Origin of the sequence: Trinickia sp., from assembly GCF_035492435.1 — a bacterium.
GTDB lineage: Bacteria > Pseudomonadota > Gammaproteobacteria > Burkholderiales > Burkholderiaceae > Trinickia.
Window position 1 is genome coordinate 17,727 of sequence record NZ_DATJJF010000103.1, and the last position, 25,473, is coordinate 43,199.

Below are 25,473 nucleotides of genomic sequence, written 5' to 3' on the forward strand. Positions count from 1 at the left end.
TCGCGCGCCTGACGCGCGACACCACCTAGTCATGACCACTCTCATCAAGCGCGCGTCGGCTGAAGCTCGCGCCTTTAGCAGCAGCGACAAACCGCAAAGCAAGCGCGGCCAGATCGACCGCACCGAAGACGACATCGCCGTGCACCCGGATGCAACGCCTAAGCGAAAGCGGGCGAACGGCAAACACGCACCGGGACTGGAGGATGCGCCGCGCATCGATATCCCGCGCAAACCGCGCTTCGCGCCTGTCACGTTCTCCGAAGAAGGGGGCGTGCGTTATTTGCATTTCGGCACGGAATGGGTACAAGGCGCGATGCGCCTCAAGAAGCCCGATGTGCTCGAGCTCGAGTACGCGCAGCAAATGATGGCCTGGCTGCTTTTTCTCGAGACGCCCAAGCGCATCGTCCAGTTGGGTCTCGGTGCGGCATCCCTGACGAAGTTCGCCTACCGCTTTTTGCCGCGCGCTAGCGTGGAGGCGGTCGAGCTGAACCCGGCTGTCGTCGTCGCCGCGCGCACGATGTTCGCGCTTCCGCCTGACGACGCCCGTCTCACCATCCACGAAGCCGACGCGTGGGATTTCGTCAACGATCGCACTCAGCACGGCACGATCGGTGCGCTTCAGATCGATCTCTATGACGCGACGGCGCGCGGCCCGGTACTCGATACCGTCGCGTTCTACCGCTCCGTGCGCGCGTGTTTGACCGAAGCCGGTGTCGTCACGATCAACCTCTTTGGCGACCATCCGAGCTTCGTGCGCAACATGAAGCATCTGAACACCGCTTTCGATGGCCGCGTCATTGCGCTGCCCGAAGTGCACGATGGCAACCGCATCGCGCTCGCCTTCTCGGGGCCCGCGCTTAGCGTCCCGTTTGCTGCACTCGAGCAACGCGCGAAGCTCGTTGCAAAGACGCTAGGCCTGCCGGCAGGCAAGTGGGTCGAGGGCTTGCGTGCCTCGCTCGACGCCAAGTCCGACACGTTCTCGATCTGACGCCTTCAGGGGCCGTGCCGGCCGCGATGCGTTTACGCGATGCGGCCGGCACAGTGCGCGCGCTCTTACGCCGATGGACGTCTTTTCGGCGCTTGGGCCTCTGACGCCGCTGCTCAGCTCCACCGGGCCCACCGGCCTGCTGACGTAAGCCATGACCTAAGCCATAAGCTTTGCGCCGATCCGGTTTAAAGCTGGAAAGCACGCACAGCCTGCCGGAGCGCCGCGGCCTGTGACTTCAAGGCACCTGCTGCCTGCGCCCCGTCCTGAACAAAGGCGGCATTCTGTTGGGTGACCCGGTCCATCACAACGACCGCAAGGTTGACCTGGTCAATGCCCGCGCTTTGCTCATTGGATGCATCGGCAATCGATTCGACAAGATCGACGACGCCTCGTACAGCACTCAGCAAGTCGACGATCGTCTTCCCGGCAGCCCCCACGGCAACGCCGCTGCGGTCTACCTCGCCCGTCATCTCCTTGATCAGCACGCCAATTTCCTTTGCGGCGCTCGAGCTGCGTTGCGCAAGGGCTCTGACCTCCTGGGCCACCACCGCAAAGCCACGTCCCTCACTGCCCGCACGCGCAGCTTCCACCGCGGCGTTCAGTGCAAGCAGGTTCGTCTGGAACGCGATGCCTTCGATGACCGATGTAATGTCATGGACGCGCGCTGAGCGTTCTGCCAGTGCGCTCATTCGCTCAGTGGCATCCTTTGCCGCGCGGTCGCCGTCACCGGCTTTCTCGGAAGCGATGCCGGCAAGTGCGCGGGCCTGATTGGCATGCTCAGCATTCGCCCTCACCATCGATGCCAGCTCCTCCATGCTGGAAGACGTCTGCTGGATGCTCGCTGCATGCTCGTCGGTGCGGGTGGCGAGGGTGCTGTTGCCCGAGGCGATGTCTGCGCTAGCTTCGGCAATGCCTTCCGCTGAATGGCGGATTTCACCAATCATCAGCGCGAGCCGCTCGCGCATTGCCTTCATGGCGAAAAGCACGCTGTGCTGATCCCCCGGCTTCACCGACACCTCAACGGACAAATCGCCCCCAGCAATGCGCTTTGCAATGTCGGCCGCCGTGCTCGGCTCCCCGCCCAATTCTCGAAAAAGACTTCTGGCCATCGACGCGCACAGGACAGAAACTACCAGCAGTCCGGCGACGATGAAGATGACCATGAGCATTTCGACGACGTGTCCAAGGCTCTTTGCCTGCTCAAATTCGCCCTGAGCGCCGACGAGCTCCATTTTGCGGAGCTCAGCGCCTTGTGCTTTTACGGTTTGGGAAACCTGGTCAATGCTTTGGGTCTCTACCCACTGCGCTTCAGAGAGATTGTTCGCGGTGAGCAGTTGGACGGCGGGTCGAAGGCCCTTGTCACGCAATTGATTCCAGTTGGACGCAAATTCGGATGCACGCTTTCGCTCATCGTCCGAATGGATGCTGGCAAGGTACTCCTTCATGAGCGCGTCGACTTGATCGATGCGATCGGGCGTGCTCGATGCCACGAGCTGCGTCTTCTGAGCCGACGGGTCAAGGATGGCGTCACTCACCGAAAAGGTGGCCTCCGTGACCAACTCGTTGATCGTCGATATCTCCTCAAGAGGTTGCGCCCGTCCTTCGAACATCTGCTGGAGTGCCTGGATCGATTTCACCACGCCAACCAGACCGACCGCACCGACGCCGAGCGAGATGACGGCGACCGCCGAGGCCAAAATGAAAAGACGAGCTTTGATGGTGAGCTTGCGCATCGGAGACCTACTAAAAGATTGCGCCGGCTAGCAGACGTGTCGCAAGGGCGCGGCAAAGACCGCCTTGGGCTGATTCATCTGTTTATATGCTGCTTAAGCGAAGATTGTGTGAAGCCAAGCATCGATGTGGAACTTCTTTTTGCGTGGGACGACAGCTGACACACGTCTTTTCACTTGTGTGCGACACGCTTCGGCCGCGCGTAAGTCCCGGCGCAGCCCGGCTTGACCGGCCGCGCGGCACTCCATTAACCTTGCGAGGCTTTCAGGGCGCTTGCGCACCGCTTAAGGGAAGTGCTTTCGAAGCAAGGGTAAGGACAAGGGCAATGGCAGGGGCAGGGGTATAGGTGGCAGTCACCTGACAACAGCAAAAAGAGAAGGAGGCGTCATGGCTTACGAAGCCGACGCGAACCGAATCGCCAGACGTTGGCTTGGGTTGCTCGTCATCCCCTGGATCGCGATGATCTGGGTGCCGTCCTATAACAGGGTTGACCCTCAACTGTGGGGCTTCCCGTTTTTCTATTGGTATCAGCTTCTTTGGGTGCTCATCGGCGCGGCTATCACCGCGCTCGTCTATTTCAAAACGAAGGACATATCGAAGCGGGGTAGAGGCCAACGCGAGGGGGGCGAACCATGAACGCTGCCGCAACCCCCGTCTTTGTGCTCTTTTTCGTCGGCGTCACGATCCTCGGCTTCTTTGCGGCACGCTGGCGGCGCGGCGATTTGGCTCACCTCGACGAGTGGGGGCTCGGCGGACGACGCTTCGGCACGATCGTCACCTGGTTCCTGCTTGGCGGCGACTTATACACCGCCTACACCTTTGTTGCCGTGCCCGCGCTCGTGTTCGCCGCCGGCGCCACCGGTTTCTTCGCGATTCCCTATACGATCCTCATCTATCCGTTTGCGTTCGCCGTCTTCCCGAAGCTTTGGGCCGTTGCCAAGCGCCATGGCTACGTGACCGCCGCCGACTTCGTGGCCGCCCGCCATGGCAGCAGGTTGCTGGCGCTTGCCGTGGCCGTCACGGGGATTGTCGCAACGTTGCCTTACATTGCGTTGCAACTCGTCGGCATCGAAGTTGTCATCGGCGCCCTCGGCTTCAATACGACGGGCTTCGCCGGCGACTTGCCGCTCATCATCGCGTTCGCGATACTCGCGGCCTACACCTATACGTCAGGGCTGCGAGCGCCGGCGATGATCGCTGTCGTCAAGGACGTGCTGATCTACGTCACCATTGCCGCCGCGGTCATTGTGATTCCCGCCCAACTAGGCGGCTTCGGCCATATCTTCGGCAATGTGCCGCACGACAAGCTGCTGTTGAAGGCGCCTGACACGGCGAGCCTGAACGGCTATAGCGCCTATGCGAGTCTCGCGGTCGGCTCCGCGCTTGCTCTCTTTCTTTATCCGCACTCCGTCACTGCGATGCTGTCCTCATCGTCCGGTGGCAGCATTCGCCGCAACATGGCATTGCTGCCCGCGTACTCGCTGGTGCTCGGGGTGCTTGCATTGCTCGGCTACATGGCGCTTGCGGCTGGCGTCAAGGATATGCCCCAGTACGCGCCATACTTCAAGGTCTACGGTGCCAACTTCGCTGTTCCCGCGCTGTTCCTTCACTTCTTCCCGTCCTGGTTCGTCGGCGTCGCGTTTGCGGCCATCGCCATCGGCGCGCTCGTGCCGGCGGCCATCATGTCGATTGCGGCAGCCAACCTCTATACGCGCAACATTCACCGCGCGTTCGTGAACCGCAACATGACACACGATCAGGAGACACACGTTGCGAAACTCGTCTCGCTGCTTGTGAAGGTGGGGGCGGTTGCGTTCATCATCGGTCTGCCACTCACTTACGCGATCGAACTGCAACTGCTTGGCGGCATCTGGATCATCCAGACGCTGCCCGCCCTTGTGCTCGGCCTTTATACGCGCCTCGACTACCGAGGCCTGTTATCGGGCTGGGCCACCGGCATCGCAGTGGGCACCTGGATGGCAGCTTCGCTCAACCTGAAAAGCTCGATCTACACGGTGCATCTCGGCGGTTACGGCATTCCCGGCTACGCGGCGCTTTGGTCACTGGCCGTGAACGTCATCGTGGCCATCGTCGTCAGCGTGCTTGTGCGCGTGGCCGGCATGGCGGCCGCCGAGGACCGTACGCGACCAGAGGACTATCTGGACACAATCGAGAACTGAGGCATCAACTCGACGACGGCGTTGCTTTCCTCGACAATCAATCGTTATGGCCATGCTTTTACCCATCCGTATTCTTGCCGCGCGTGCCACGCGTGCGCTCGCCTCTCCCTATTACCGTTACCGATACGCGAAGGTCTTGCATGGCGTGCGCGTGGGTCTTGCGATGCTCGTGTCGATTCTCGTGACCACCGGCATCGACGTGCCAAACGGCATCTGGGCCTCCGTGACGGTACTGATCGTGATCGGCGGGCTGCAGCATCACGGCAACATTCGCAAGCGGGCCGCCGAACGTGCGCTCGGCACGGCGTTGGGGGCCATCATCGGTCTCTTGCTGCTGATTCAGCTTGATCTGATCGGATCGCGGCCGCTCACGTATGTGCTGATGTCGGTGGCTGCTGGCATATGCGGTTACTTCGCGATTGGCCGCCCTGGCTATGTAGCATTACTGACGGCGATTACGATCTGCATCGTCGCAGGGCATGGCGACAGCACCATCGCCACGGGCCTTTGGCGCGTGCTCAACGTACTCATCGGCATTGCCATTGCGCTTGCTTTTTCGTTTGCGCTGCCGCTTTACGCCACTTATTCGTGGCGGTACTTGTTGGCGCGCAATCTGCGCGAGTGCGCGCGTGTTTATATGCGAGCGGCAACTGGTGTGCCGATGGAGCCGGACGAGCAATTGGCGACCTTTGCGGCGCTGGGGGAGCGGCTCGTCAAGCTGCGTTCGCTGATGCCTTCCGTGGCAAAGGAGATTGACATCCCGCTTAAGCAGCTCGAGGAGATCCAGCGGCTGCACCGCTCGCTGATCAGTGCGCTCGAGATGATCTCGATGGCGGCTAGCGCCGAACCGGGCCGTACCAGCCTTACCGTCAGCACGGGCAAGCGCAATTCGCAGGCCTACGCGGTTCGGGCGACATTGCTTGTGATGGCGCGTGCGCTGCGATTTGGCGTGCATGCCCGTGACTGGATGCCCGTCGACAGCCGGCAGACGCCGGACTCTGCCTCCACAAGCGCCGCGCTGGATTCGAGCGCGCACAGCGGGCCCGACTGGCTTGCTCAGCGCTTCGCCGAAAAGGTCGAGCGCCTGCGTGCGTTGTTGGGGCAGACTGAGGCGCAGTGGAACATCGAGCACCGGGCGGCACCGGCGGTGCGGCAGCCTTAGGGCGCTGGACGCAGGGCCGCCACGCTTCGCGTCGGACGGCCCTTCTTCAAGTCAGGCCTTGGATTCTTCGTGGGCGACGTTCACCATCCATGGAATGCCGAACTGGTCGGTCAGCATGCCAAAGCCTTCCGTCCAGAAGGTCTTTTGCCATGGGAAGCTGACCTCGCCACCCGTGGCGAGTGCGTCGAACATCCGCTGGCCTTCGGCCGCATCGGTGGCCGAAACCGACAAGCTGAAGCCCGAGTGCGGGGTCGGCGGCTCGTCCGGCTTGCCGTCGCTCGCCATTAGCGTCGTTTCGCCGATACGGAACGACGCGTGCATGATGCGCTCGCCGTGTTCGCCCTCGATCGCGTGGTCACCGGGCGCGTCTTTGGCTCTCAGCTGGAACAGAACCTGCGCGCCAAGCTTTTCCCTGTAGAAGGCCAGTGCTTCCTCGCAGCGGCCATCAAAAAAAAGGTACGGCTGCACAATCATGGTCATCTCCTCAGTTGGACGGATCAACGCAATGATTCAATGAGCTTTTCCAGCTTTACGGCATCGGCGGCGAAGGCACGAATGCCTTCGGCAAGTTTCTCGGTTGCCATCGCATCGTCGTTGAGCTGGTAACGGAACGCGGCCTCGTCGATGGCAAGCCGCTCGATGGGCTCCTGCGCCAGCGCTTGCGCGGAAAGCTTGCGTTGGACCGCCTCCTCGCTCTCCTGCAGCTTTTGCAGCAGATCGGGGCTGATCGTCAGCAGATCGCAACCCGCCAGCTCCAGAATTTGGCTCGTCGTGCGAAAGCTCGCGCCCATCACTTCGGTTTGGTAGCCAAACTTTTTGTAGTACGCATAGATGCGCCTCACCGATTGAACCCCGGGATCGTTGGCGCCCCCCATCGTCGCCTCATCCCATTCGCTGCCGGCTTGCTTCTTGTACCAATCGTAGATGCGGCCGACGAACGGCGAGATCAGCTTGGCGCCGGCTTCGGCGCATGCGGCCGCTTGCACCGGCGAAAAAAGCAGCGTCATGTTGCAGTTGACGCCTTCCTTTTGCAGCACCTCGGCAGCCCGCACGCCTTCCCACGTGGATGCGAGCTTGATCAGCACGCGCTCGCGATCGACGCCCGCTGCTTTATACAGGCCGATCAGTTCATGTGCCTTATCGATCGAGCGCTTTGTATCGAAGGAGAGGCGTGCGTCGACTTCCGTGGATACGCGGCCCGGAATGATCTTAAGGATCTCGCAGCCGAATGCGATCAGCAGGTGATCGATGATCGCGCCGGCCGGCTTGGCGGCGTGCTCGCGCACGGTCTGTTCGAGTAACGGCCTGTACGCGTCCTTCTGCACTGCTTTCAGGATCAGCGACGGGTTGGTGGTCGCATCGCGCGGCTTGTATTGAGCAAGCTGTTGAAAGTCGCCTGTGTCCGCGACGACGATCGTGTACTGCTTCAGTTGGTCGAGAGCGTTTGTCATGGCAGAAGTTGGGGCGCGCTCGCGCCCTTGGCAGAAAAACGGTAAGGGTCGTACGGCGATTGAAGGCCGCTTGCCGCACCGCGGCCTCCGGCATTTACTATTCTATTGCGGCTCGGAGCTATGGTGCGGCTCCCACTCGGGAATGTCGGGTTCGCGCTGACGATGGGGCAGGCACCCCGATATCAACGGCGGGCTAGGCAGCACCTGCCTACTTGCTGAGCAGGCCCATCGCTGCTTCCAGACCCGCGAGCGTCAGCGGGTGCATACGGTCGCCGAGCAACTGGCGGACGATCGCAACCGACTGACGGTACTCCCAAATGCCTCGCGGCTCAGGGTTGAGCCAGACATGATGCGGGAACTGATCGGCGAGGCGACGCAGCCAGACGGCACCCGCTTCCCGGTTGTTGTATTCGACTGATCCGCCCGGCTGCAGCACCTCGTACGGGCCCATGGTGGCGTCGCCGACGAAGATGAGCTTGTAGTCGGAGGTGAACTTGTGAATGATGTCCCACGTCGGCACGCGTTCGACATGGCGACGGCGGTTGTTTTTCCAGAGAAAGTCGTAGACGCAGTTGTGGAAGTAGTAGAACTCGAGATGCTTGAACTCGGCTTTGGCGGCGGAGAAGAGCTCCTCGGTGCGCTGGATGTGGTCGTCCATCGAGCCGCCGACATCGAGCAGCATCAGCACCTTCACCGAATTGTGGCGCTGCGGCACCATCTTGAGATCGAGCCAGCCGGCATTGGCGGCAGTGCTGCGAATCGTGTCGGGCAGGTCCAGCTCTTCGGCCGCGCCTTCGCGCGCGAAGCGGCGCAGCCGCCGCAACGCGACCTTGATGTTGCGCGTGCCGATTTCGACTTGATCGTCGTAGTCGCGGTAGCCGCGCGCCTCCCAGACCTTGACGGCGGTGCGGTTGCCCGCGGACTCGCCGCCGATGCGCACGCCCTCGGGGTGATGGCCGCCGTTGCCGAACGGGGAAGTGCCGCCCGTGCCGATCCATTTGCTGCCGCCCTGGTGACGTTCCTTTTGCTCACGGAAGAGTTCGTTGAGGCGCTCCATCAGCTTGTCGAGTCCGCCCATCGTCTCGATTTGCGCCTTTTCTTCGGGCGTGAGGTCCCGTTCGAGGCGCTTTTTAAGCCACTCAAGGGGGATATCGAACGCACTTTCGGTGAGCTGCTCGACTCCCCTGAAGTAGGCGCCGAAGGCTTGATCGAACTTGTCGAAGTGGCGTTCGTCCTTGATCAGCGTCAAGCGGGCCAAATAGTAGAAATCGTCAAGCGACGGCGCGATCACGCGCTCGCGCAGCGCTTCGACAAGCGTCAAATATTCTTTGACGGAGACGGGCAGGCGCGCGTCGCGCAGCGTGTAGAAAAAGTCGATCAGCATGTGTCACCCGTCCCTCGGTCGTGGCCGGTCTCGTGTACCGTTTGCGGTGTGCCGTAGCGTGTCAACTGCGTTCGAGCTTGAAGCGTAGATGGGCTCGCACGGCCGGCCATTCGGTCTCGATGATGGAGAAAACGACGGTGTCGCGCACCGCCCCGTCGCGCCCGATCTGGTGACTACGCAGAATGCCGTCTTGTTTGGCGCCGAGTCGGGCGATGGCGGCGCGCGACGGGTGATTCATGAAATGAGTGCGGAACTCGACGGCGATCGCCTTCAGCGCTTCGAACGCATGACCGAGCAGCAGCAGCTTCGCCTCAGTATTGAGCGCCGTGCGCTGCACGCGCTGGGCGTACCACGTGTAGCCGATTTCGAGGCGCCGATGGGCAGCTTCGACATTGAAAAAACGTGTGCAGCCGACGATTTCGCCGCTTTTCGCGTCGCGCACGACAAAGGGCATCGCCCCGGTGTCTTCGCGCATCGCAAGCGCCGTCTCGACATAGGCGCGCGTTTGCTCGGGCGCGGGCACGCTCGTGTACCAAAGCTTCCAGAGTTCGCCGTCGGCCGCAGCCTTCGCGAGCGCCGCATCGTGCTCGAGGGCGAGCGGCTCCAACACAACGTGTTTCCCCGTCAACGTCACCGGTTCAATCCAGCGGCTCATGCTCCCGATCTCCTCATGTTGTTATAAACAGCGTTAGCGGCTCTGGCGATTCATGGCGATGAGCCGCTCGAAAAGGCGTAGATCCTGTTCGTTTTTCAACAGCGCGCCTGCAAGCGGCGGAACGAGCGATTCGTGTTCGGACGAGCGCAGGGCTTCAGGGGGAATCTCTTCGGCGAGCAGTAGCTTGAGCCAGTCGAGAAGCTCGGACGTCGATGGCTTTTTCTTCAGCCCGGACACTTGGCGCAGCTCAAAAAAGCTCTCGAGTGCGGCGCGCAGCAAGTCCTTGCGGATGTTCGGGAAGTGGACGTCGACGATTTGCTGCATCGTCGCGGGGTCGGGAAACTGGATGTAGTGGAAGAAGCACCGGCGCAAGAAGGCGTCGGGCAGCTCCTTCTCGTTGTTTGATGTGATGACGACAAGCGGACGGTGCTTCGCGCGCACGACCTCGCGCGTCTCGTAGACATGAAACTCCATGCGATCGAGCTCGCGCAACAAGTCGTTCGGGAATTCGATGTCGGCTTTGTCGATTTCGTCGATGAGCAGCACCGCCGGCACATCGGATTCGAAGGCTTGCCAGAGCACGCCCTTGACGATGTAGTTGGCGATGTCCTGCACCCGAGCGTCGCCGAGCTGCGAGTCGCGCAAGCGCGAAACGGCGTCGTACTCGTAAAGCCCTTGCTGCGCCTTTGTGGTCGATTTGATATGCCACTGAAAGAGCGGCATGCCGAGGGACGCGGCTACCTCCTCCGCGAGCATGGTCTTGCCCGTGCCTGGCTCGCCTTTGATGAGTAGGGGGCGCTTGAGCGTCATCGCGGCGTTGACGGCAAGCTTCAGATCGTCGGTGGTGACGTAGTGCGACGAGCCTTCGAATCGCATGGCGGCATGCTCTCTCGATAAAACTCGAGTATAAGTCGAAGGCATGAAGCGCTGCGGCATGATGACGCGCTTGCGTAGTGTGGCTCGAGAGAACGCGCGAGGCGCGGTGGGGAGGGCGGGCAGGTGGGGGCGCTGGCGCAAGGGCGGGCGTCCCCTTGTGGACCGCGACAGAACGTCGCGGTACAATTGCCGCGATTTTTTGGACCTTTCTCGAGCCCGATCCGATAACGACAAGCCGGCGTAAAGTCGGCGACGAGCAAGCAGGCGATAAGCCGGATGGCGTCGTGACGATGCGCAGATCCATGCCGGCGCCGGTGCAGTGAGCTTCTTTTCCCCCTCAGCCAGGTTACAGGATATGAACTCTTTCGTCGGCAAACGTGTCGTGACCGCAGCGGTGGTGGTGATGTCAGGGTTTGTGCTGAGCGCGCGGGCGGCCGATGTCATCGGCAGTGCCAAGGCGGGTCAGAACAAAGTCGCGATGTGTATCGGCTGTCATGGCATTCCCGACTATCGGACGGCGTATCCCGAGGTGTACGAGGTGCCGAAGCTCGGTGGGCAGAACGCCCAGTATCTCGTGAATGCATTGCAGGGCTACAAGAAGGGCGACCGCCACTTCGACACGATGCATGCGATTGCGTCGTCGCTGTCGGACCAGGACATTGCGGACATCGCGGCCTATTACGCGACGCAGACGCCTTCATCGCCCGTCAATCCCGAAAGGTGAACGCATTCGCGTGCCGCCTTCAGCTCTCTAACTTCGCGGGACAGGAGAATTCATGAACAAGCCTGACCAGGGATTCGGGATGGTCGTCAAGGCTGCGGGGGCAGCCATCGCGTTCGGCGCCGTGTTGCTGGCCTCGAATTCGGCTGTGGCGGCCGACGCGGCAAACGGCAAAGCACTCGTTGAAAGCCACAATTGCGCGGCGTGCCACGGCGTGAAGCTCAACAATCCGGTGAGCTCGGAGTACCCGAAGCTCGCTGGGCAGCACGCGAGCTACATTTATTGGGCGCTGCGTCAGTACCAGATGGGCACCAACAACCCGAACCTGGGGCGTAGCAACCCGATCATGCAGGCGCAGGTGGGGTCGCTCTCGCAAAGCGACATGAAGGATATCGCGGCGTATGTGGAGACGTTGACGGGCGATCTCGTGCAGAAGAAGTAGTTTGCGGCACGGCTGTCCGTAGAGTGCGCTATCCGACACCTCGTCGCCGACTATCCAGCGCTCACGAAGCAGCCCTTCGCATGAAAATCCGAGCCCTTCGAGAAGACGCGCCGAGGCTTCACTGCGGGGTCAATATCCGCCTCAATTCCAACGACACTGGGAAACACGTGAGGATTGGAGAATGCCGCTGCGCCCGGATGAAATTCATATCGAATCACGTCGGCTTTCGATTAGGCCTTTCTCTGCCGGTGACGCCGATGAAACATTTCCATGCATCACCCTTTCGCTTACCCGATGGATGGCGTGGGAGCCGCCAACGGACAGAGAGGGCTTCGATCGCATCTGGCAGGCCTGGTTGCCCGCCATAGCCGAAGGGACGGACTTGGTATTCGCGGTCCGCCAACGTGATAGCGGGAGATTCCTTGGATTGGCCGGACTCCATCACGTCCGGGACGCAAGTGCGGAGTTGGGCATCTGGATTCGCGAAGATTGCCACCGAGAAGGGATTGGGCGTGAAGCGGTCAGTCTGGTGGCGGGATGGGCAAGCCGTGAGATGCACATCGAGCGTTTCACATATCCCGTTGCCGAAGAGAACTACCCGAGCCGACGTATTGCCGAATCTCTCGGTGGTGTCGTCGCGGAGCAACGCGAGACAACAAAATACAAGTCCGTCATTTATCAAATACTGATCCGATGACTGATCCCGGCGAAACCGAAAAGCTGATTCAGGTATTCGCCGAATGGAGGCGGGTCGGCAAGTACTGTGCGAAAGCAGGCAGCCCGTTACCAGATTTTAGTAGTCCCCGAGATTCCACAGGATGAAAGTGATGACAGATCTTTCGAGCTTGTTTAAAAGCCACCGCTCTATTCGCAAGTTCGCAACAAAACCGATCGATTCGACTTTAATTGAAAAAGTATGCGACGAAGCCATAGCTGGAGCATCTTCGTCCGGGAATATGAATAGCGTTTCCATCGTGATAACGCGTGATGAAGATCGGCGTAAGCGTCTGCATGAATTGCATTTCAAACAAGACATGATTCTGTCGGCACCGCTTCTACTTACGTTTTGTGCGGATTTCCATCGCACTCGAGCTTGGCTGGCACGTCGTTCTGCTCGGGATAACTTCGATAACTTGATCGGATATCATGTGGCTGCATTCGACGCCATGATTGTTGCCCAGAACGTGTGCCTCGGCTTTCAGGCGAGGGGCTTGGGTATCTGTTATATGGGATCGACGTTGCATTCGATGACGGAAATCGCCGCGTTCCTGGAGTTACCTGAGACTTGTGTGCCTGTTACGACAATCGTCGTTGGATATCCTGATGAAACCCCGGAAAAACGTGATCGCCTCCCGTTGACTGCGTTTCTTCATGACGAGCGTTATCGCCATCCTGATGGCGAGAGTATCGACGCGATCTATGCCGAGCGTGAGCGCATTGCCTGGGAGCGTTGGACTTCTAACCCTGCCACGCTTGCTCGCTTGGCCGAGCATGGGATAGAGAATGTCGCTCAGGCGTACACATGCAAGATCAAATACGATCGGGATACCTTTCGCAAAGATTCGAAAAAACTCAAACAACTGCTTGAGGCGAAAGGGTTTCTGCAGGACTGACTGGAGCTCGCCTAGCTGCAATGCAGAGTTTTCAGGCGCGTGAATGCAACACCCGGAGTGGGCGAGATTGTTTTGGCCGCGGGAGTGACCGCAGAAGGGCAGTTGTGGGGTCGGATTCAGTCCTTTGCCCTAGTCTCGCTCGAGTGCGTATGTCGGAATTGGGCAGTTCAGCGACGCGAGACAGCCCGGCACGGCTACGGTGAGCCCGAAGACGGCGCTTTCTCGCATGCACTTCGATCGAAGAGTGCTTCTCGACACCTAGGGGAGCCTTTCAATCCCGCGAAGCCCGTCGCTCGATGCGAGCCAGATAAGCCTCAGTATCGGGCGGCGTGTTATTGCGCTGCGCTTCCCAGAGCGTCTCACCGAGGCATTCCATGATGACGTGCTGCGCATCATGCATCGAGCCGAGGCGCGCGGCGAGACGCTCATGGGCGGCACGAATGCCGGGCGGCTGGTCAATCGATAACTGCTCGCTGATCGCAAGGTGCATCGACAGATGCAGAAACGGGTTGGTGCGTCCCGCTTCGGGCAGGTACTCGGCGTGCGATGCTGCTTGCTCATCGGACAACTCGGTCTGGTACTCGGGATGCTCGACGATCCACTCGGCCGCCATTGCTTCGAGCGGTGTCAGAATCCCGCCGGTGCGCTGCTTGCGCCACGTCTCAGTGAAAAAGCGTCGGACTTCTTCGCGGCTGGGATCGAACATCGTTTGCCTAAATTAGCTTGAAGTTTCGCACCTCGGCGGATAGCGCGGAAGGACCGCGCCGCTGTGACGCCGCGTGCAACTTGTCTATTCTACGATGACTACGATGAGCGGCTATCGGCCGGCGTGCTGTCGAAAGCGGCGGGGGAGCGTGGCGCCTAACCGCTGTAGTGCCCGTGGTGAGCCGGTATCGTAGATGCTCGCACCCGCGCCGCAGGCAACGGCTGCGATGCCCCGGCGCCGTGGGGCGGATCAACGGGGCCGGGGCTCTTTGCGCCTACAGCTCCGGCGGCGGTGTTTTCGGCCTGTACTCGCAAAGCGGTTCGATCACACAGTGCCAGCATTCGGGCCGGCGCGCCTTGCAGACATAGCGTCCGTGCAGGATCAGCCAATGGTGGGCGTCGTGCCGGAACTCGGGCGGCGTGAACTTTTCGAGCGCTGTCTCGACAGCGCGCACGTCCTTGCCCGGCGCGAGGCCGGTACGGTTCGCGACTCGGAAAATATGCGTGTCGACGGCAATCGTCGGCTGCCCGAATGCTGTGTTGAGCACCACGTTCGCGGTCTTGCGGCCGACGCCAGGCAGGCTCTCGAGCGCTTCGCGATCGGCCGGCACCTCGCCGCCGTGGCGATCCAGCAGGATGCGGCAGGTGGCGATGACGTTCTTGGCCTTGGTGCGAAAGAGGCCGATCGTCTTGATGTAGTCGGCGACACCTGCTTCACCAAGCTCGAGCATCGCCTGGGGCGTGCGCGCGACCGGAAACATTTTGCGCGTCGCCTTGTTGACCGAGACGTCTGTCGCCTGCGCCGACAACATGACCGCGATCAGCAGCTCAAATGGTGTCGCGTATTCGAGTTCAGTGGTCGGGTGCGGGTTGAGGCTTTGCAGCGTCTCGTAGATTGCGCGGCGTTTGACGGCGTTCATGCGCTCGTTCAGCGTTCATCGATGGGAGGCGCGGCCTCAGGCGTGCGCATTTCCGATTGGCCGTTGCGGCCGGAGCGTACCGGCGAGCCGGCCCCCTCAGCCTCGGCGCGCTCGGACTGCTGCGGCTGCTCTCCCTGCGTTGTTTGAGGCAACTGCGCCTGATGCCCGGTCTCAAAGGACGCTGTGGGCTGCGATAAGCGTTCCGCTTCGGCACCCTCGTCCTGTGCTTCAAGGCCAAGCTGACGGCGGCGGGCGAGCGCGGCGTCGATTTGCGCCTGTACCGCCGGGCTCACGTCAGTGACGTTTTTGGGCGTTACGCCTTGCGCAGCCAACGCTGCCTTCTTTTGCCGTGCACGTTCGAGCGCGGCTTCGATAATGGCTCGCTTTTTGGCTGCTGCGCCGTCCTCGGCGGTAGGCTGGGAGGCAGGTTGATCAACGGGCGTTGCCGCTGCACGTCGCGCGGCCGCCCGCGCTTGCGCGGCTTCGCGCTCACGGGAGAGACGAACGTTGTGCCGATCGTGATGCGCGCGTGCTGCGGCTGCCTGCACATCGCTCCATGCCTGCCAGCCCGTGGCGTCGCCCGTCACGGGTACCATGGCGATGCAGTCGACGGGGCAGGGTGCGACGCACAGGTCGCAGCCTGTGCACCGTTCGGCGAGCACCGTATGCATCAACTTGGGCGCACCGACGATCGCATCGACAGGACACGCTTGCATGCAAAGCGTGCAGCCGATGCAAAGCGATTCGTCAATGACGGCGAGCGGGCGCGGGCGCTCCACGCCGTTGTCGGGGTTGAGCGGTATCACGGGCTTGCCGAGCAGCGCAGCCAGCCGTGCGATGCCTTCGGTGCCGCCCGGCGGACACTGGTTATAGCCGGCCGCGCCGCTCGCGACGGCTTCAGCATAGGGCCGGCAACCGGCATAGCCGCACTTCGTGCATTGGGTTTGCGGCAGCAGATCTTCGATGCGATCCGCGAGGGTCTTTCCGTCAGTCACATTCGATGAGGTGAGGGCACAGCCCGCAGCGCGCGCCACCGCAATCACTGCGGCGCGCTCAAAACCAGCCTGCGGCCAGAGCCGTCTTGCCGTGGGGCGCGCCTCGTGCGTTTGGCCTGCAAACGGACATGCATGCAAAGATCACATTATCGCCGATTTCCCGGATTGCCATCGGCAAGCCATGTGCGCATAATCGAACCGCTTTTCGCTTGACCGCTTCTATGCAAGGGTATTTCCCATAAATAATGGCGCGCCCATTGCACGCACCGGCGTAGGTTCAAGGAGGGGCCGGCGACGTGATGGGGACAACGCGGCTCAACACGCATCACGCCACTATGAATCAGCTCAAGCTAAAAAGGGACCCTGAAGGCACTCGCCGACGCATTCTGCTGGCGGCTGCCGAAGAATTCGCGAATGGTGGCCTGTCCGGGGCGCGCGTCGATCAGATCGCGCGCCGCGCCGAGACCAACGAGCGAATGCTTTACTACTACTTTGGCAGCAAGGAGCAACTTTTCACCGCGGTGCTCGAGCACGCGATCAGCGCGCTCACCGAAGCCGAAAAGGCGCTCGATCTCTCGGGCCTGGCACCCGTCGAGGCGATCACGCAACTGGCCCATTTCGTGTGGGACTACTACCGCGATCACCCGGATCTGCTGCGGCTTCTCAATAACGAGAACTTGCACGAAGCGCGCTATATGCAGAAGGCCACGCATATCCGCGACATGATTTCACCGATTGTCGCAACGCTTTCGTCAATCCTCGAGCGCGGCCAAAAGGCCGGTCTATTCCGCGCGAACGTGGACCCTTTGCGTTTCTATGTGACGCTATCGGGGCTCGGGTATTACATGGTCTCGAACCGCTTTACGCTACAGGCAACGCTGGGCCGTGACTTCAGTGCGTCCGCTGAGCGCAGCGACCTGGTTCGCATGAATACCGAACTGTTGTTGGCGTATCTGATGCAGCGGTAGTTGAAGTAGCGGGTGCCGATGCGAGGCGCGACTCTGAGATGTCAATCCGAGACGCGTATTCGAGCATGGTATGCGAGATGCGTATCCCCGAGATAGTTAGGGGCCGCTTCGATGCTACCCCGTTCGCCGTTTGACGTACCCCGGGGAGCCCGAACGATGCGACACGCGGAGTGCCGCGCGTTGCATCTCATGCCTCAACCGATTGCGGCTCGACGTTCGTTTGCTGATTGTGTTCGAGAATGAAGTCGCGCACCTGCGGATAGATGATCGTGCGCCAGCGCCGCCCCGAGAAAATGCCGTAATGGCCGCACTTTTCGGCCGTGAAGTGCCGCTTCTTCTGCGCTGGAAGACCTTCACAAAGACGATGAGCCGCGCGCGTCTGGCCGCAGCCTGAAATGTCGTCGAGTTCGCCCTCGATAGTGAGCAGCGCCGTGTCCTTGATGTCCTGGGGCCGCACCCGTTCACCGTTGATTTCCCACGTTCCTTCTGCCAGTCGAAAATCCTGGAACACGATGCGAATCGTGTCGAGGTAGTACTCGGCGGCCATGTCGAGCACGGCGTTGTACTCGTCGTAAAAGCGCCGATGCGCTTCGGCGTCTTCCTCGTCGCCTCGCATCAGGCTCTGGTAGAAATCCCAATGCGATGCCGCATGCCGTTCGGGGTTCATCGCGACAAAACCCGCATGTTGCAAAAAGCCCGGATAGACGTGTCGGCCGACGCCCGGATAGTTCGACGGCACGGTGTGAATGACGTTGTTCTCGAACCACTCATAGGAGTGCTGCATCGCGAGGTTGTTCACTGAAGTCGGGCTGCAGCGCGCATCGACTGGGCCGCCCATCATCGTCATCGTCCGCGGTGTGTCTTCGCCCCGGCTCGCCATCAGCGAGACGGCCGCCAGCACGGGCACGGTCGGTTGACAGACGCCGAGCACATGCAGATTTTTCGCGCCAATGTGACGGATGAACTCTTGAACGTAGGCAACGTAGTCGTCGAGGTGGAAGGGACCGTTGTCCACCGGGACCATGCGTGCGTCGATCCAGTCGGTGATGTAGACCTTGTGGTCCTGCAATAGCGTGCGCACCGTATCGCGAAGCAACGTCGAGTGGTGGCCCGAAAGCGGTGCGACGACGAGCACGACCGGCTCGTCCTTCAGTTGAGCGACGGCTTCGCTGTCGTCGGCAAAGCGCTTGAAGCGCAGTAGTCTGCAAAACGGCTTTTCGATGATCGTTTGCTCGACGATCGGAATATTGAAGCCGTCCTTGACGATCTGGTGGATGTTGAATTCGGGCTTTTCGTACTCCTTGCCCAGCCGGTACAACAATTCATAGCCGGCGGAGAAACGCGACGCTGCCGGCACGTAAGCAAGCGGACTCGCCGGGTTGGCGAACGATTTCGATGCAGCCTGAGCCCAGGCCGTCAGCGGGTTTAACAGGGCACGCTGAAATTCATAGAGCTGATAAAGCATGGTCGTGGGCTCCCGCTGGTGGGGGCGAAGCAGTGAAACGGAGCGTGCAGCATCGCGGAAATTGCTTTCCGAAATAAGCCACTCGTTCGATGATAAGGGACAAACATGCCTGGTTGCAACGCAGCAAAACTGGGGGGCGATCAGAAAAATTTTCCGGGTTTGGGATCACGACTGTGAGTCGCGTCCGGAAGCGCAAAACGTGCCGTAATGTCCATCAGTTCGTCAATGCGATACTTCTCAATGTAATTGGATGCCCTTCGTCCCAATTAGTGCTGCACTGCACACAACACCCGCCGTGACCCGATCACGCCGGCGTTGCTTCCGGATGGCCTGTCGCGTGCGTCATCGCCTGCTCGCGGCGCATCAGGTTGAGCCCGGTATTGACCAGTGAAACGTGCGAAAACCCCTGGGGAAAGTTGCCGGTAAAGCGCTTCGCGCGCGGGTCGTATTCCTCTGACAGGAGCCCGACGTCATTGGCGAGTCCGATCAAGCGCTCATACATGGCGTGCGCTTCTTCCAAGCGGCCTTGCAACGCAAGGTTATCGACTAGCCAGAAACTGCAGGCGAGGAATGTCCCTTCGCCAGGCGGAAGCCCATCGTCGACTTCGGACGTGTGATAGCGCAGCACGAGCCCGTCGCGCATAAGGTGGCGTTCGATCGCTTGCACGGTCGACGCAACGCGCGGGTCGCTCGGCGGCAAGAAGCCGAGCAGCGGCATGAGGAGCAAGCTCGCGTCGAGGTCGTCGCTGCCGTAGGTCTGGGTGAAGGCGCCGACTTGGGGGTTCCAGCCGTGCTGGCAGACGTCGGCATGGATTTCGGCGCACAACTCGCGCCAATGATCGACGGGACCGGGCAACTGGAACGATTCCGCTGAGCGCACTGCCCGATCGAACGCGACCCAGGCCATGACTTTCGAGAACGTGAACTGGCGGCGTCCGCTGCGCACTTCCCAGATGCCCTCATCGGGCTCCCGCCAGATTGTCTCGAGGTGCCTGAGCATCGCGGACTGCCCGGACCAGCCGGCTTCGTCGGCATCTAGCCCGCCGACGCGTGCAAGATGGAGCGCGTTCATCACTTCGCCATACACGTCCAGTTGGAGTTGGCCCACGGCATTATTGCCAATGCGCACGGGCTTCGAGCCCTGATAGCCGGGCAGCCAGTCGAGCTCCATTTCGGGCAGACGCCGCTCGCCGGCGAGCCCGTACATGATCTGCACTTGCGAGGGCGCGCCCGCGAGCACGCGTCCGAGCCACTCGCGCCAGGCGCTGGCCTCTTCGTAGTAGCCGCATCGCATCAGTGCAAGTAGCGTAATCGTCGCATCGCGCAGCCAGCAGTAGCGGTAATCCCAATTGCGCGTGCCGCCGATCAGCTCGGGAAGCGACGTGGTGGGCGCGGCGACGATGCCGCCCGTCGGCGCGTAGGCAAGCGCCTTCAGCGTAATCAGCGAGCGGTGGATCGGCGCCGCGTACCGCCCCACCTTGATCTTGGTGCGGGCTGACCATTCCTGCCAGTGCGTCTGTGTGCGCGCGAGCGCCGAGAAGGGATCGTCGGCGGGAGGCAGATGCTGATGCGACGATGAATAGGCGAGCGTAAACGGCACGTGCTGCCCCTCAGACACGACGAAATCGGCTTCGGTGTGCATGTTCGCGCCGCGTAGCTCGATATCTGTACGCAGCACGACTGTATCGGGGCCGACGACGGCTTTGATGCCGTTGCCATGGGCAAGCCGCGTCACCCACGGTACTGAGAAGCCGTAATCGAAGCGTAGGGTCAGCGCCATGTGCATCGGCACTGTGCCACGCCGCCCGACGACGATGCGCACGAGCTCGGACCAGCCGTTGCCGGGCGGCATGAAATCGATGATCGTGACCGCGCCCTCCGGCGTTTCGAAGTCGGTCTCGAGAATCAGGGTGCCGTCACGATACCGGCGTGTGGTCTTGGTCGGCGCCGCGGTGACGGGCGCAAGGCGCCAGCAGCCATTCTCCGGCTTGCCGAGCAATGCGGCGAAGCAGGCGCCGGAATCGAAGCGTGGCCAGCACAGCCAGTCGACCGAGCCGTTGCGCGAAATGAGGGCCGCCGTGTGTCCGTCACCGACCAATGCGTAGTCTTCGATGCGGGCAGGTTGGTTATCGACTGCTGAATCGGATTCGATTGTCATGCTCGAAGGTCGCTGGCTAAAATGCGAGTTCGGAAATTCGGGCCGTGCTTCCCATATTGTGGGAGTGACAACGACGCGAGCGTAACGTTCTCATCAAGCCGCCCGTGTTCGGCCAGCCATGCTTCTGTGACGTTCATTCACTATGAGGATAACGCCATGCAGCACCCGTCGAAAACCGATTGCATCACCATCCTTGCCGCCGCAAGCAAGCTCGACGACGACACCTTGCTTGCCCTCGATCCGCAAGCGCTGGGCCTTTCGCGCAACGGTATGGACACAGCCGCCGCGTTTCTGATCGAGCGTGCGTGCTTCAAGCGGCACCGCGACGGCGATGGCTATTATGCGGTCGGTGGGCTTTCGTTGCAGGGCAAATTGCGTCTGGAGCAGCTTAGGCACGGCTGAGCTGGCCGACTGAGCGGTTCAAAGCCGCAGATGCGGGGAATTCGTGCCGATCAGCCCGAGAATGCCGATGATGATGAGGTAAAGCGCGACGATGTAGTTCAGCAGTCGCGGCACGGCCAGGATCAAAAAGCCAGCGATCAATGCGGCGAGCGGCCCCACGCTCAGCGAGATATTCATGGCGATTCCTTTTTCTTGGTTGTAAAGCTGACCCCGGTTTGCAACACGGTCCGTTCTCTCGGTCCCCCAATTCCCGATCCCCAAGGGGACTTCCTTCGGGGCGCCGGGTGGTGGTTGGCAGCGCGGCCTGAAGGCTCGTTTTGGAAACTTGCTGGAAACGGGTGGGATCTTGCTCGCGGCTGGGTGAGCCTTTGCCGACGTCGCGAAATTCCGCAATGTGCGATCGACCACGCATGTGCTAAATCCGCATTTCGGCATGTCCAGGCTAGCCGAGGAAGCGCAACTCACGGGCTCGAATACAAAGAGAGCCTACGCGTCAGAGCAAATCACGTAGGCCCGAAGCTACCGCCTCACGGGGGCGGGGCGGCAGGGGATGCAATATGATCAATATGCGGCTTGCCTCGCGCGCCGCTGTGACCGCACCGCAGGGTGAGCTCGCGGCCGGCTTCTCATCTCCGGGTCCAGCAATGACCATGCCGATAGGCAATCTCCGGCACTTGGAGTCGGCCTTCGAGCCGGCCGATGATGCAACGCACGACCGCTACGACTACTTCTTGCAATCCGTGAGCAGGATTTACGTAGAGGCGCAATCGGTGCTCATTGCTCGGGGCCTGGTGGCGCCAGCACTTCTCGGCTGCCGTTGATGCTCATCGACGAAACGAGCCCAGCCGCTTCCATCTGCTCGACGAGCCGCGCCGCGCGGTTGTAACCGATGCGCAACTGGCGCTGCACGGCCGAGATCGAAGCGCGGCGCGTGCGCACGACGAAGGCAACGGCCTCGTCGTAGAGCGGATCGGCCTCGGCGTCCGGCGATTCGCCGAATAGGTCCTGGCCGACGCCGCCCTCCGTGGCGGGCCCGTCAAGGATGCCTTCCTCGTATTGCGGCTCGCCGAATTGCTTCAAATGCTCGACGATGCGATGCACCTCCTCGTCAGCGACGAATGCGCCGTGTACGCGCTGCGGGTAGCCTGTGCCGGGCGGCAGGAACAGCATGTCGCCCTGGCCGAGCAGCGACTCGGCGCCCATCTGATCGAGAATCGTCCGTGAATCGATCTTCGAGGAGACCTGAAACGCGACGCGTGTCGGGATGTTGGCCTTGATGAGCCCCGTGATCACGTCCACCGAGGGACGCTGTGTCGCGAGGATCAGGTGAATGCCGGCAGCGCGTGCCTTTTGCGCGAGACGGGCAATGAGTTCTTCGATCTTCTTGCCCGCGACCATCATCAAGTCGGCGAGCTCGTCGATAACGACGACGATGAGCGGCAGCGACGAGAGGGGTTCAGGCGCTTCTGGCGTCAGTGAGAACGGGTTTGTCAGCTTCTTTTCCGCAGCCTCGGCGTCGCGCACTTTCTGGTTGAAGCCCGCGAGATTGCGAACGCCGACGGCCGACATCAGCCGATAACGCTTTTCCATCTCGCCGACACACCAGTTCAGCGCGTTGGCGGCAAGCTTCATGTCGGTGACGACGGGCGCGAGCAGATGCGGGATGCCCTCGTACACCGACAGCTCGAGCATCTTCGGGTCGATCATGATGAGGCGCACATCCTCGGGCGCCGCCTTGTAGAGCAACGAGACGATCATCGCGTTGATGGCCACCGATTTGCCCGACCCGGTGGTGCCGGCGACGAGCATGTGCGGGGCCTTCGCCAGATCGGTGACGACGGGCTGGCCTGTGATGTCTTTTCCCATCGCAATGGTCAGCTTCGACGCGCAAGTGCGGTAGGCGTCGGCCTCGAGGATTTCAGACAGGCGAATCGTCTGGCGCTTCGCGTTCGGCAGCTCGAGCCCCATGCAGGTTTTGCCTGGAATCGTCTCGACAACGCGAATCGACGTGAGGCCGAGACCGCGCGACAAATCCTTCATCAGCCCGACGATCTGGCTGCCCCGCACGCCAAGCGCGGGATCGACCTCGAAGCGCGTGATGACCGGGCCGGCCGATGCGCCCACCACCGTCACGGGCACCTTGAATTCCTGCAAGCGCTGCTCAATCAACTGGCCCGTTTGTGCGAGCTGCTCGGCCGGGATCGGGGCGGCGTCCGGTGAGGCTGGCTCGAGCAGGTCCAACGACGGCAGCTCGACGGCAGCAGCAGCCGGCGCGTGAAAGGCAAACTCGGTCGCGGCATGGCCGCGTATTGCGGGCCGCGCGGGGTAGGCATCCGCGGTGACGAACTCGTCGGCCGGCACGGGCTCGCTGGCGCCCGCCGATGCGTCGGTCGCATCGACAGCCGCATCGACAGCTGTTGGGCCGGCTGTCGTTGTGGGCATGGGAGCAACGGCAAGTGGGGCGGCGACGGGCGATGGAATTTGCGTTGGCGCTAGCTCGGCGAGCGCTGTATCGCTGCGATGATTTTCGGTTGCTGGCGGAATGTCTGCGCTCGACGGCAGAGCAGCTTGCTCGGCGATAGGTGCCGGTTGGGCAGCGGACTCTGTCCACGGCGCAGGCGTGTTGGGTTGGGCGGGCTCGAACCCATCTGGGGAGTGTGCCGGGTAGGCGGACTCCGTCGTAGAAGGGAGGGGCTCATGGAAAGTGAACGCGCTTCTGTCGGTGGCGTCCATTACATCAGCTGGCGATGCTTCAACGGCCTCCGGTTCGTTGGCGGCCGTCTGGAGCAGGGCGTCCTCGTCTTGCGAGTCATCCGTCCGATGGGTAGGTCCGGGGTTGTTCGTCAACGCTATCGAATCGGCAAGCTCAGTGGCGCCGGCGAGCTCGCTTGCATCAGTGGGCGCCGTGCACTCGGTCAGCTCCGGTCGCTCCGTTCGCGGGGCGGACTCCGTCCAATGCGTTGTGGGCTGAACGCCGTTGAGCGATTCCAGCCGTGCGATGGGCTGAGCTGGCTCTGAGTCGTCCTGCGGCTGCGTGGGCGCGAAAGCTAACGGTGCCGCCGTGGGCTGCTGCTCGGCGGACGATAGGCTGTCCGGCGCGTCAGCGTCAGGTTGCGTTTCGTCTTTCACGTTGTGCGGCAGCACGGCGTGTCCGCTCGACATTTCGGCGGTGGCCGATGCCGTAGCAGCATCGGCATCGGCATCGGCATCGGCATCGGCATCGACATCGACATCGACATCGACATCGACATCGACATCGGTCCGAGGGGCGTTCGCGGCGCTCGGGAGCGCATCCGAAGCCGTTTGGGCCGGCGCAGTGGCTTCTTGCCTGACGACCGGATTCGACGAAGACGAGTCTGTCGATGCCTGCTCGACCTGCTCCGCGTACGGCTCGCCCGCTCCGACGTGCGCTGCTATGCCCGGCGTGTCCTGGGCCGGCACGACGCCTCGCCGATCGAGGTCGATACCGGCGAGCGTTGCCCACTTTGCCGTGTTCGCGTCAATGGCCCGCAACGTTGCCAGCATATGCGGCGATGGCACGACGTTCGCGCTGGCAGGTGCCGCTGCCTGCGCTTGCACCTCGGCGACCGGCCGCTTGGGCAGGGGCTGGGGGGGGAGGGGTGACGGCTGCCAGGCTTGGTTCTTCGTCGACGTCGGCCTGCTCGGTGAGACGCTCGCACGCCAACTTGCGCGTGTGCGTAGCGGCGTGGGCTTGTTCGCCACGGTATTGACCGTCGGCGTGGGTCTTGCCATCCCGGTACTCGATGCTTTGAGTGCCGCCACCGGTCCGGCCTCGAGCGCCGGCGCGCGTTTCGCCATGCCCGTGCCGACAGTCGGCGTGAAGGTGGGCAACGGCCGTGCGGCGCGTGTCTGCGCAACGGCGGGCATGCCCGCGGCGGGCGACTGCGGCTCGACGGGCAGGGGCCGTGCGGTGCGTGTCTGCACCGCGACGGGCGTGGCCGCAGCGGGCCACTGCGGCTCGATTTCGCATGGGACGGCGGGCGGCGTGCCAGCCGCGTCGTGGGCATTACCGAGCGCCTTCGCGTCGGGCGCGCGTCGGGTGATGGAAGGGGGGCGCCAGACAGGCGGCCGTTCATAGCGACCGCCGGATTTCGGCGCCATCGTATTGACTGTCACGGCCGTATGGGTTGTCGTCACGTGCACCGAGCCCAAGGCGGACGTTCGCGCTCGCGCATCGTCATCGACGGCGACCGTGCGCGCCGGGCTTTCTTGCCGGTTCGCGCCCCCCGCGGCACGCGGTATCCCGAGGCCGAGCCCGAATGCGCGGTCCGCTGCGGCGAGCGCGTCTTGCCAATCGAAGCCGAGCAACCATGGAAGGCCCGCAAGCAGGATCAGGAGTGCGGCAACCGAAACAGCCATTCGACCGGGTGCACTAAGGGTATGGCTTGCGCCCCCTATGAAGGTATGGCCGAGCGCGTTGCCGGAAGACGGCGCCAGCACGGCCTCAAGTGTGCAACTGGCCGCGAGCACGCAAACGAAGCCGAGCCAAAGGCGGATCGTGCCGGGCCCGCGCAAGCCAGAGCCGCTGGGCAGGGCGGCTTTTGCGAGGCGCCACGCAAGAGGAACGAACCAGACGGCGGAGACGCCGAACCAGCCGGAAACGACCGTATGCATGCTAGAACTAGGACTAGAGCGA

At 62.0% G+C, this 25,473-nt stretch carries 23 protein-coding genes and 1 pseudogene; 10 read left to right on the plus strand and 14 right to left on the minus strand.

Annotation, left to right across the window (positions count from 1 at the left end; genetic code table 11):
- The first annotated feature begins 31 nt into the window (after nt 1-31).
- The gene (locus tag VL598_RS07610) at nt 32-988 is read left to right on the plus strand and encodes a spermidine synthase (RefSeq protein WP_325326092.1); all 957 of its coding nucleotides are present in this window, start codon (nt 32-34) and stop codon (nt 986-988) included.
- A 185-nt stretch (nt 989-1,173) separates the two neighbouring features.
- Here the strand turns inward: VL598_RS07610 and VL598_RS07615 are convergent, their stop codons facing one another.
- Nucleotides 1,174-2,721: a methyl-accepting chemotaxis protein gene (locus VL598_RS07615; RefSeq protein WP_325326093.1), complete on the minus strand. Its 1,548-nt coding sequence runs from the start codon at nt 2,719-2,721 to the stop codon at nt 1,174-1,176.
- Between the two features lie 385 nt (nt 2,722-3,106).
- Between VL598_RS07615 and VL598_RS07620 the strand changes: the two genes are divergently transcribed.
- The 3 genes from VL598_RS07620 to VL598_RS07630 are packed head-to-tail and all read left to right on the plus strand — an operon-like array spanning nt 3,107 to nt 6,061.
- Nucleotides 3,107-3,355: a DUF3311 domain-containing protein gene (locus VL598_RS07620; RefSeq protein WP_325326094.1), complete on the plus strand. Its 249-nt coding sequence runs from the start codon at nt 3,107-3,109 to the stop codon at nt 3,353-3,355.
- The gene (gene mctP / locus VL598_RS07625) at nt 3,352-4,899 is read left to right on the plus strand and encodes a monocarboxylate uptake permease MctP (RefSeq protein ID WP_325326095.1); all 1,548 of its coding nucleotides are present in this window, start codon (nt 3,352-3,354) and stop codon (nt 4,897-4,899) included. Before VL598_RS07620 ends, mctP begins: the two co-directional genes overlap by 4 nt.
- Before the next feature lie 46 nt (nt 4,900-4,945).
- On the plus strand, nt 4,946-6,061 hold the full coding sequence (locus VL598_RS07630; RefSeq protein WP_325326096.1) for an FUSC family protein: 1,116 nt from the start codon (nt 4,946-4,948) through the stop codon (nt 6,059-6,061).
- Between the two features lie 51 nt (nt 6,062-6,112).
- Here the strand turns inward: VL598_RS07630 and VL598_RS07635 are convergent, their stop codons facing one another.
- The 5 genes from VL598_RS07635 to VL598_RS07655 form a co-directional block, all read right to left on the minus strand.
- Nucleotides 6,113-6,535 (minus strand): VOC family protein, encoded by a 423-nt coding sequence (locus tag VL598_RS07635; RefSeq protein ID WP_325326097.1) that lies wholly within the window; start codon nt 6,533-6,535, stop codon nt 6,113-6,115.
- Between the two features lie 23 nt (nt 6,536-6,558).
- Nucleotides 6,559-7,512: a transaldolase gene (gene tal / locus VL598_RS07640; protein WP_325326098.1), complete on the minus strand. Its 954-nt coding sequence runs from the start codon at nt 7,510-7,512 to the stop codon at nt 6,559-6,561.
- Between the two features lie 208 nt (nt 7,513-7,720).
- Nucleotides 7,721-8,896: a VWA domain-containing protein gene (locus VL598_RS07645; RefSeq protein WP_325326099.1), complete on the minus strand. Its 1,176-nt coding sequence runs from the start codon at nt 8,894-8,896 to the stop codon at nt 7,721-7,723.
- Between the two features lie 61 nt (nt 8,897-8,957).
- Nucleotides 8,958-9,551, minus strand: a complete 594-nt coding sequence (locus VL598_RS07650) for a GNAT family protein (RefSeq protein ID WP_325326100.1) — start codon at nt 9,549-9,551, stop codon at nt 8,958-8,960.
- Between the two features lie 33 nt (nt 9,552-9,584).
- Nucleotides 9,585-10,427: a MoxR family ATPase gene (locus tag VL598_RS07655; RefSeq protein ID WP_325326101.1), complete on the minus strand. Its 843-nt coding sequence runs from the start codon at nt 10,425-10,427 to the stop codon at nt 9,585-9,587.
- A gap of 355 nt (nt 10,428-10,782) precedes the next feature.
- On the opposite strand from VL598_RS07655, the gene VL598_RS07660 reads away from it, so the two are divergent.
- Together VL598_RS07660 and VL598_RS07665 are read left to right on the plus strand one after the other, a co-directional pair.
- Nucleotides 10,783-11,151, plus strand: coding sequence for a cytochrome c (locus tag VL598_RS07660; protein ID WP_325326102.1), 369 nt, complete (start codon nt 10,783-10,785; stop codon nt 11,149-11,151).
- Between the two features lie 52 nt (nt 11,152-11,203).
- Nucleotides 11,204-11,590 carry a c-type cytochrome gene (locus VL598_RS07665; protein WP_414718675.1) on the plus strand — a complete coding sequence of 129 codons (387 nt, stop codon included), beginning with the start codon at nt 11,204-11,206 and terminating at the stop codon, nt 11,588-11,590.
- Between the two features lie 15 nt (nt 11,591-11,605).
- On the opposite strand, the pseudogene VL598_RS07670 reads toward VL598_RS07665, so the two are convergent.
- A pseudogene (locus tag VL598_RS07670) lies at nt 11,606-11,719 on the minus strand (N-acetyltransferase); the annotation flags it as partial.
- A gap of 52 nt (nt 11,720-11,771) precedes the next feature.
- On the opposite strand from VL598_RS07670, the gene VL598_RS07675 reads away from it, so the two are divergent.
- Nucleotides 11,772-12,287, plus strand: a complete 516-nt coding sequence (locus tag VL598_RS07675; RefSeq protein WP_325326103.1) for a GNAT family N-acetyltransferase — start codon at nt 11,772-11,774, stop codon at nt 12,285-12,287.
- A 130-nt stretch (nt 12,288-12,417) separates the two neighbouring features.
- Entirely contained in the window at nt 12,418-13,203 is a 786-nt protein-coding gene (locus VL598_RS07680) for a nitroreductase family protein (protein ID WP_325326104.1), read from the plus strand.
- Nucleotides 13,204-13,474: 271 nt separating this feature from the next.
- Here the strand turns inward: VL598_RS07680 and VL598_RS07685 are convergent, their stop codons facing one another.
- From VL598_RS07685 to rsxB, 3 genes are all read right to left on the minus strand, one after another.
- Complete coding sequence (locus VL598_RS07685) at nt 13,475-13,909, minus strand: DUF1841 family protein (protein WP_325326105.1); 435 nt, start codon at nt 13,907-13,909, stop codon at nt 13,475-13,477.
- Between the two features lie 274 nt (nt 13,910-14,183).
- Complete coding sequence (gene nth, locus VL598_RS07690) at nt 14,184-14,828, minus strand: endonuclease III (protein ID WP_325326106.1); 645 nt, start codon at nt 14,826-14,828, stop codon at nt 14,184-14,186.
- An 8-nt stretch (nt 14,829-14,836) separates the two neighbouring features.
- Entirely contained in the window at nt 14,837-15,823 is a 987-nt protein-coding gene (rsxB, locus tag VL598_RS07695) for an electron transport complex subunit RsxB (protein ID WP_414718676.1), read from the minus strand.
- Between the two features lie 335 nt (nt 15,824-16,158).
- Here rsxB and VL598_RS07700 point away from each other — a divergent pair, with 335 nt between their 5' ends.
- Nucleotides 16,159-16,791 carry a TetR family transcriptional regulator gene (locus VL598_RS07700; protein ID WP_325326120.1) on the plus strand — a complete coding sequence of 211 codons (633 nt, stop codon included), beginning with the start codon at nt 16,159-16,161 and terminating at the stop codon, nt 16,789-16,791.
- Between the two features lie 187 nt (nt 16,792-16,978).
- Here the strand turns inward: VL598_RS07700 and VL598_RS07705 are convergent, their stop codons facing one another.
- Nucleotides 16,979-18,256, minus strand: coding sequence for a polyhydroxyalkanoate depolymerase (locus VL598_RS07705; protein ID WP_325326107.1), 1,278 nt, complete (start codon nt 18,254-18,256; stop codon nt 16,979-16,981).
- 304 nt (nt 18,257-18,560) lie between these two features.
- Complete coding sequence (locus tag VL598_RS07710) at nt 18,561-20,414, minus strand: glycoside hydrolase family 15 protein (RefSeq protein WP_325326108.1); 1,854 nt, start codon at nt 20,412-20,414, stop codon at nt 18,561-18,563.
- Nucleotides 20,415-20,570: 156 nt separating this feature from the next.
- On the opposite strand from VL598_RS07710, the gene VL598_RS07715 reads away from it, so the two are divergent.
- Nucleotides 20,571-20,816 carry a hypothetical protein gene (locus VL598_RS07715; RefSeq protein ID WP_325326109.1) on the plus strand — a complete coding sequence of 82 codons (246 nt, stop codon included), beginning with the start codon at nt 20,571-20,573 and terminating at the stop codon, nt 20,814-20,816.
- Nucleotides 20,817-20,834: 18 nt separating this feature from the next.
- Here VL598_RS07715 and VL598_RS07720 read toward each other — a convergent pair whose 3' ends face one another.
- Nucleotides 20,835-20,993, minus strand: a complete 159-nt coding sequence (locus tag VL598_RS07720) for a DUF3096 domain-containing protein (protein WP_325326110.1) — start codon at nt 20,991-20,993, stop codon at nt 20,835-20,837.
- Between the two features lie 597 nt (nt 20,994-21,590).
- The gene (locus VL598_RS07725) at nt 21,591-25,451 is read right to left on the minus strand and encodes an FtsK/SpoIIIE family DNA translocase (RefSeq protein ID WP_325326111.1); all 3,861 of its coding nucleotides are present in this window, start codon (nt 25,449-25,451) and stop codon (nt 21,591-21,593) included.
- Nucleotides 25,452-25,473 lie beyond the last annotated feature (22 nt).

What these genes read in the sequence shown, in the direction of transcription:
- tal (WP_325326098.1), bottom strand. Translation starts at nt 7,512, where the DNA reads ATGACAAACGCTCTCGACCAACTGAAGCAGTACACGATCGTCGTCGCG.
- VL598_RS07665 (WP_414718675.1), top strand. Translation starts at nt 11,204, where the DNA reads ATGAACAAGCCTGACCAGGGATTCGGGATGGTCGTCAAGGCTGCGGGG.
- VL598_RS07675 (WP_325326103.1), top strand. Translation starts at nt 11,772, where the DNA reads ATGCCGCTGCGCCCGGATGAAATTCATATCGAATCACGTCGGCTTTCG.
- VL598_RS07705 (WP_325326107.1), bottom strand. Translation starts at nt 18,256, where the DNA reads ATGCTTTATCAGCTCTATGAATTTCAGCGTGCCCTGTTAAACCCGCTG.
- VL598_RS07720 (WP_325326110.1), bottom strand. Translation starts at nt 20,993, where the DNA reads ATGAATATCTCGCTGAGCGTGGGGCCGCTCGCCGCATTGATCGCTGGC.
- VL598_RS07645 (WP_325326099.1), bottom strand. Translation starts at nt 8,896, where the DNA reads ATGCTGATCGACTTTTTCTACACGCTGCGCGACGCGCGCCTGCCCGTC.
- VL598_RS07615 (WP_325326093.1), bottom strand. Translation starts at nt 2,721, where the DNA reads ATGCGCAAGCTCACCATCAAAGCTCGTCTTTTCATTTTGGCCTCGGCG.
- VL598_RS07650 (WP_325326100.1), bottom strand. Translation starts at nt 9,551, where the DNA reads ATGAGCCGCTGGATTGAACCGGTGACGTTGACGGGGAAACACGTTGTG.
- mctP (WP_325326095.1), top strand. Translation starts at nt 3,352, where the DNA reads ATGAACGCTGCCGCAACCCCCGTCTTTGTGCTCTTTTTCGTCGGCGTC.
- nth (WP_325326106.1), bottom strand. Translation starts at nt 14,828, where the DNA reads ATGAACGCCGTCAAACGCCGCGCAATCTACGAGACGCTGCAAAGCCTC.
- VL598_RS07725 (WP_325326111.1), bottom strand. Translation starts at nt 25,451, where the DNA reads ATGCATACGGTCGTTTCCGGCTGGTTCGGCGTCTCCGCCGTCTGGTTC.
- VL598_RS07685 (WP_325326105.1), bottom strand. Translation starts at nt 13,909, where the DNA reads ATGTTCGATCCCAGCCGCGAAGAAGTCCGACGCTTTTTCACTGAGACG.
- VL598_RS07680 (WP_325326104.1), top strand. Translation starts at nt 12,418, where the DNA reads ATGACAGATCTTTCGAGCTTGTTTAAAAGCCACCGCTCTATTCGCAAG.
- VL598_RS07630 (WP_325326096.1), top strand. Translation starts at nt 4,946, where the DNA reads ATGGCCATGCTTTTACCCATCCGTATTCTTGCCGCGCGTGCCACGCGT.
- VL598_RS07610 (WP_325326092.1), top strand. Translation starts at nt 32, where the DNA reads ATGACCACTCTCATCAAGCGCGCGTCGGCTGAAGCTCGCGCCTTTAGC.
- VL598_RS07700 (WP_325326120.1), top strand. Translation starts at nt 16,159, where the DNA reads ATGAATCAGCTCAAGCTAAAAAGGGACCCTGAAGGCACTCGCCGACGC.
- VL598_RS07635 (WP_325326097.1), bottom strand. Translation starts at nt 6,535, where the DNA reads ATGATTGTGCAGCCGTACCTTTTTTTTGATGGCCGCTGCGAGGAAGCA.
- VL598_RS07710 (WP_325326108.1), bottom strand. Translation starts at nt 20,414, where the DNA reads ATGACAATCGAATCCGATTCAGCAGTCGATAACCAACCTGCCCGCATC.
- VL598_RS07715 (WP_325326109.1), top strand. Translation starts at nt 20,571, where the DNA reads ATGCAGCACCCGTCGAAAACCGATTGCATCACCATCCTTGCCGCCGCA.
- VL598_RS07660 (WP_325326102.1), top strand. Translation starts at nt 10,783, where the DNA reads ATGAACTCTTTCGTCGGCAAACGTGTCGTGACCGCAGCGGTGGTGGTG.
- VL598_RS07620 (WP_325326094.1), top strand. Translation starts at nt 3,107, where the DNA reads ATGGCTTACGAAGCCGACGCGAACCGAATCGCCAGACGTTGGCTTGGG.
- VL598_RS07655 (WP_325326101.1), bottom strand. Translation starts at nt 10,427, where the DNA reads ATGCGATTCGAAGGCTCGTCGCACTACGTCACCACCGACGATCTGAAG.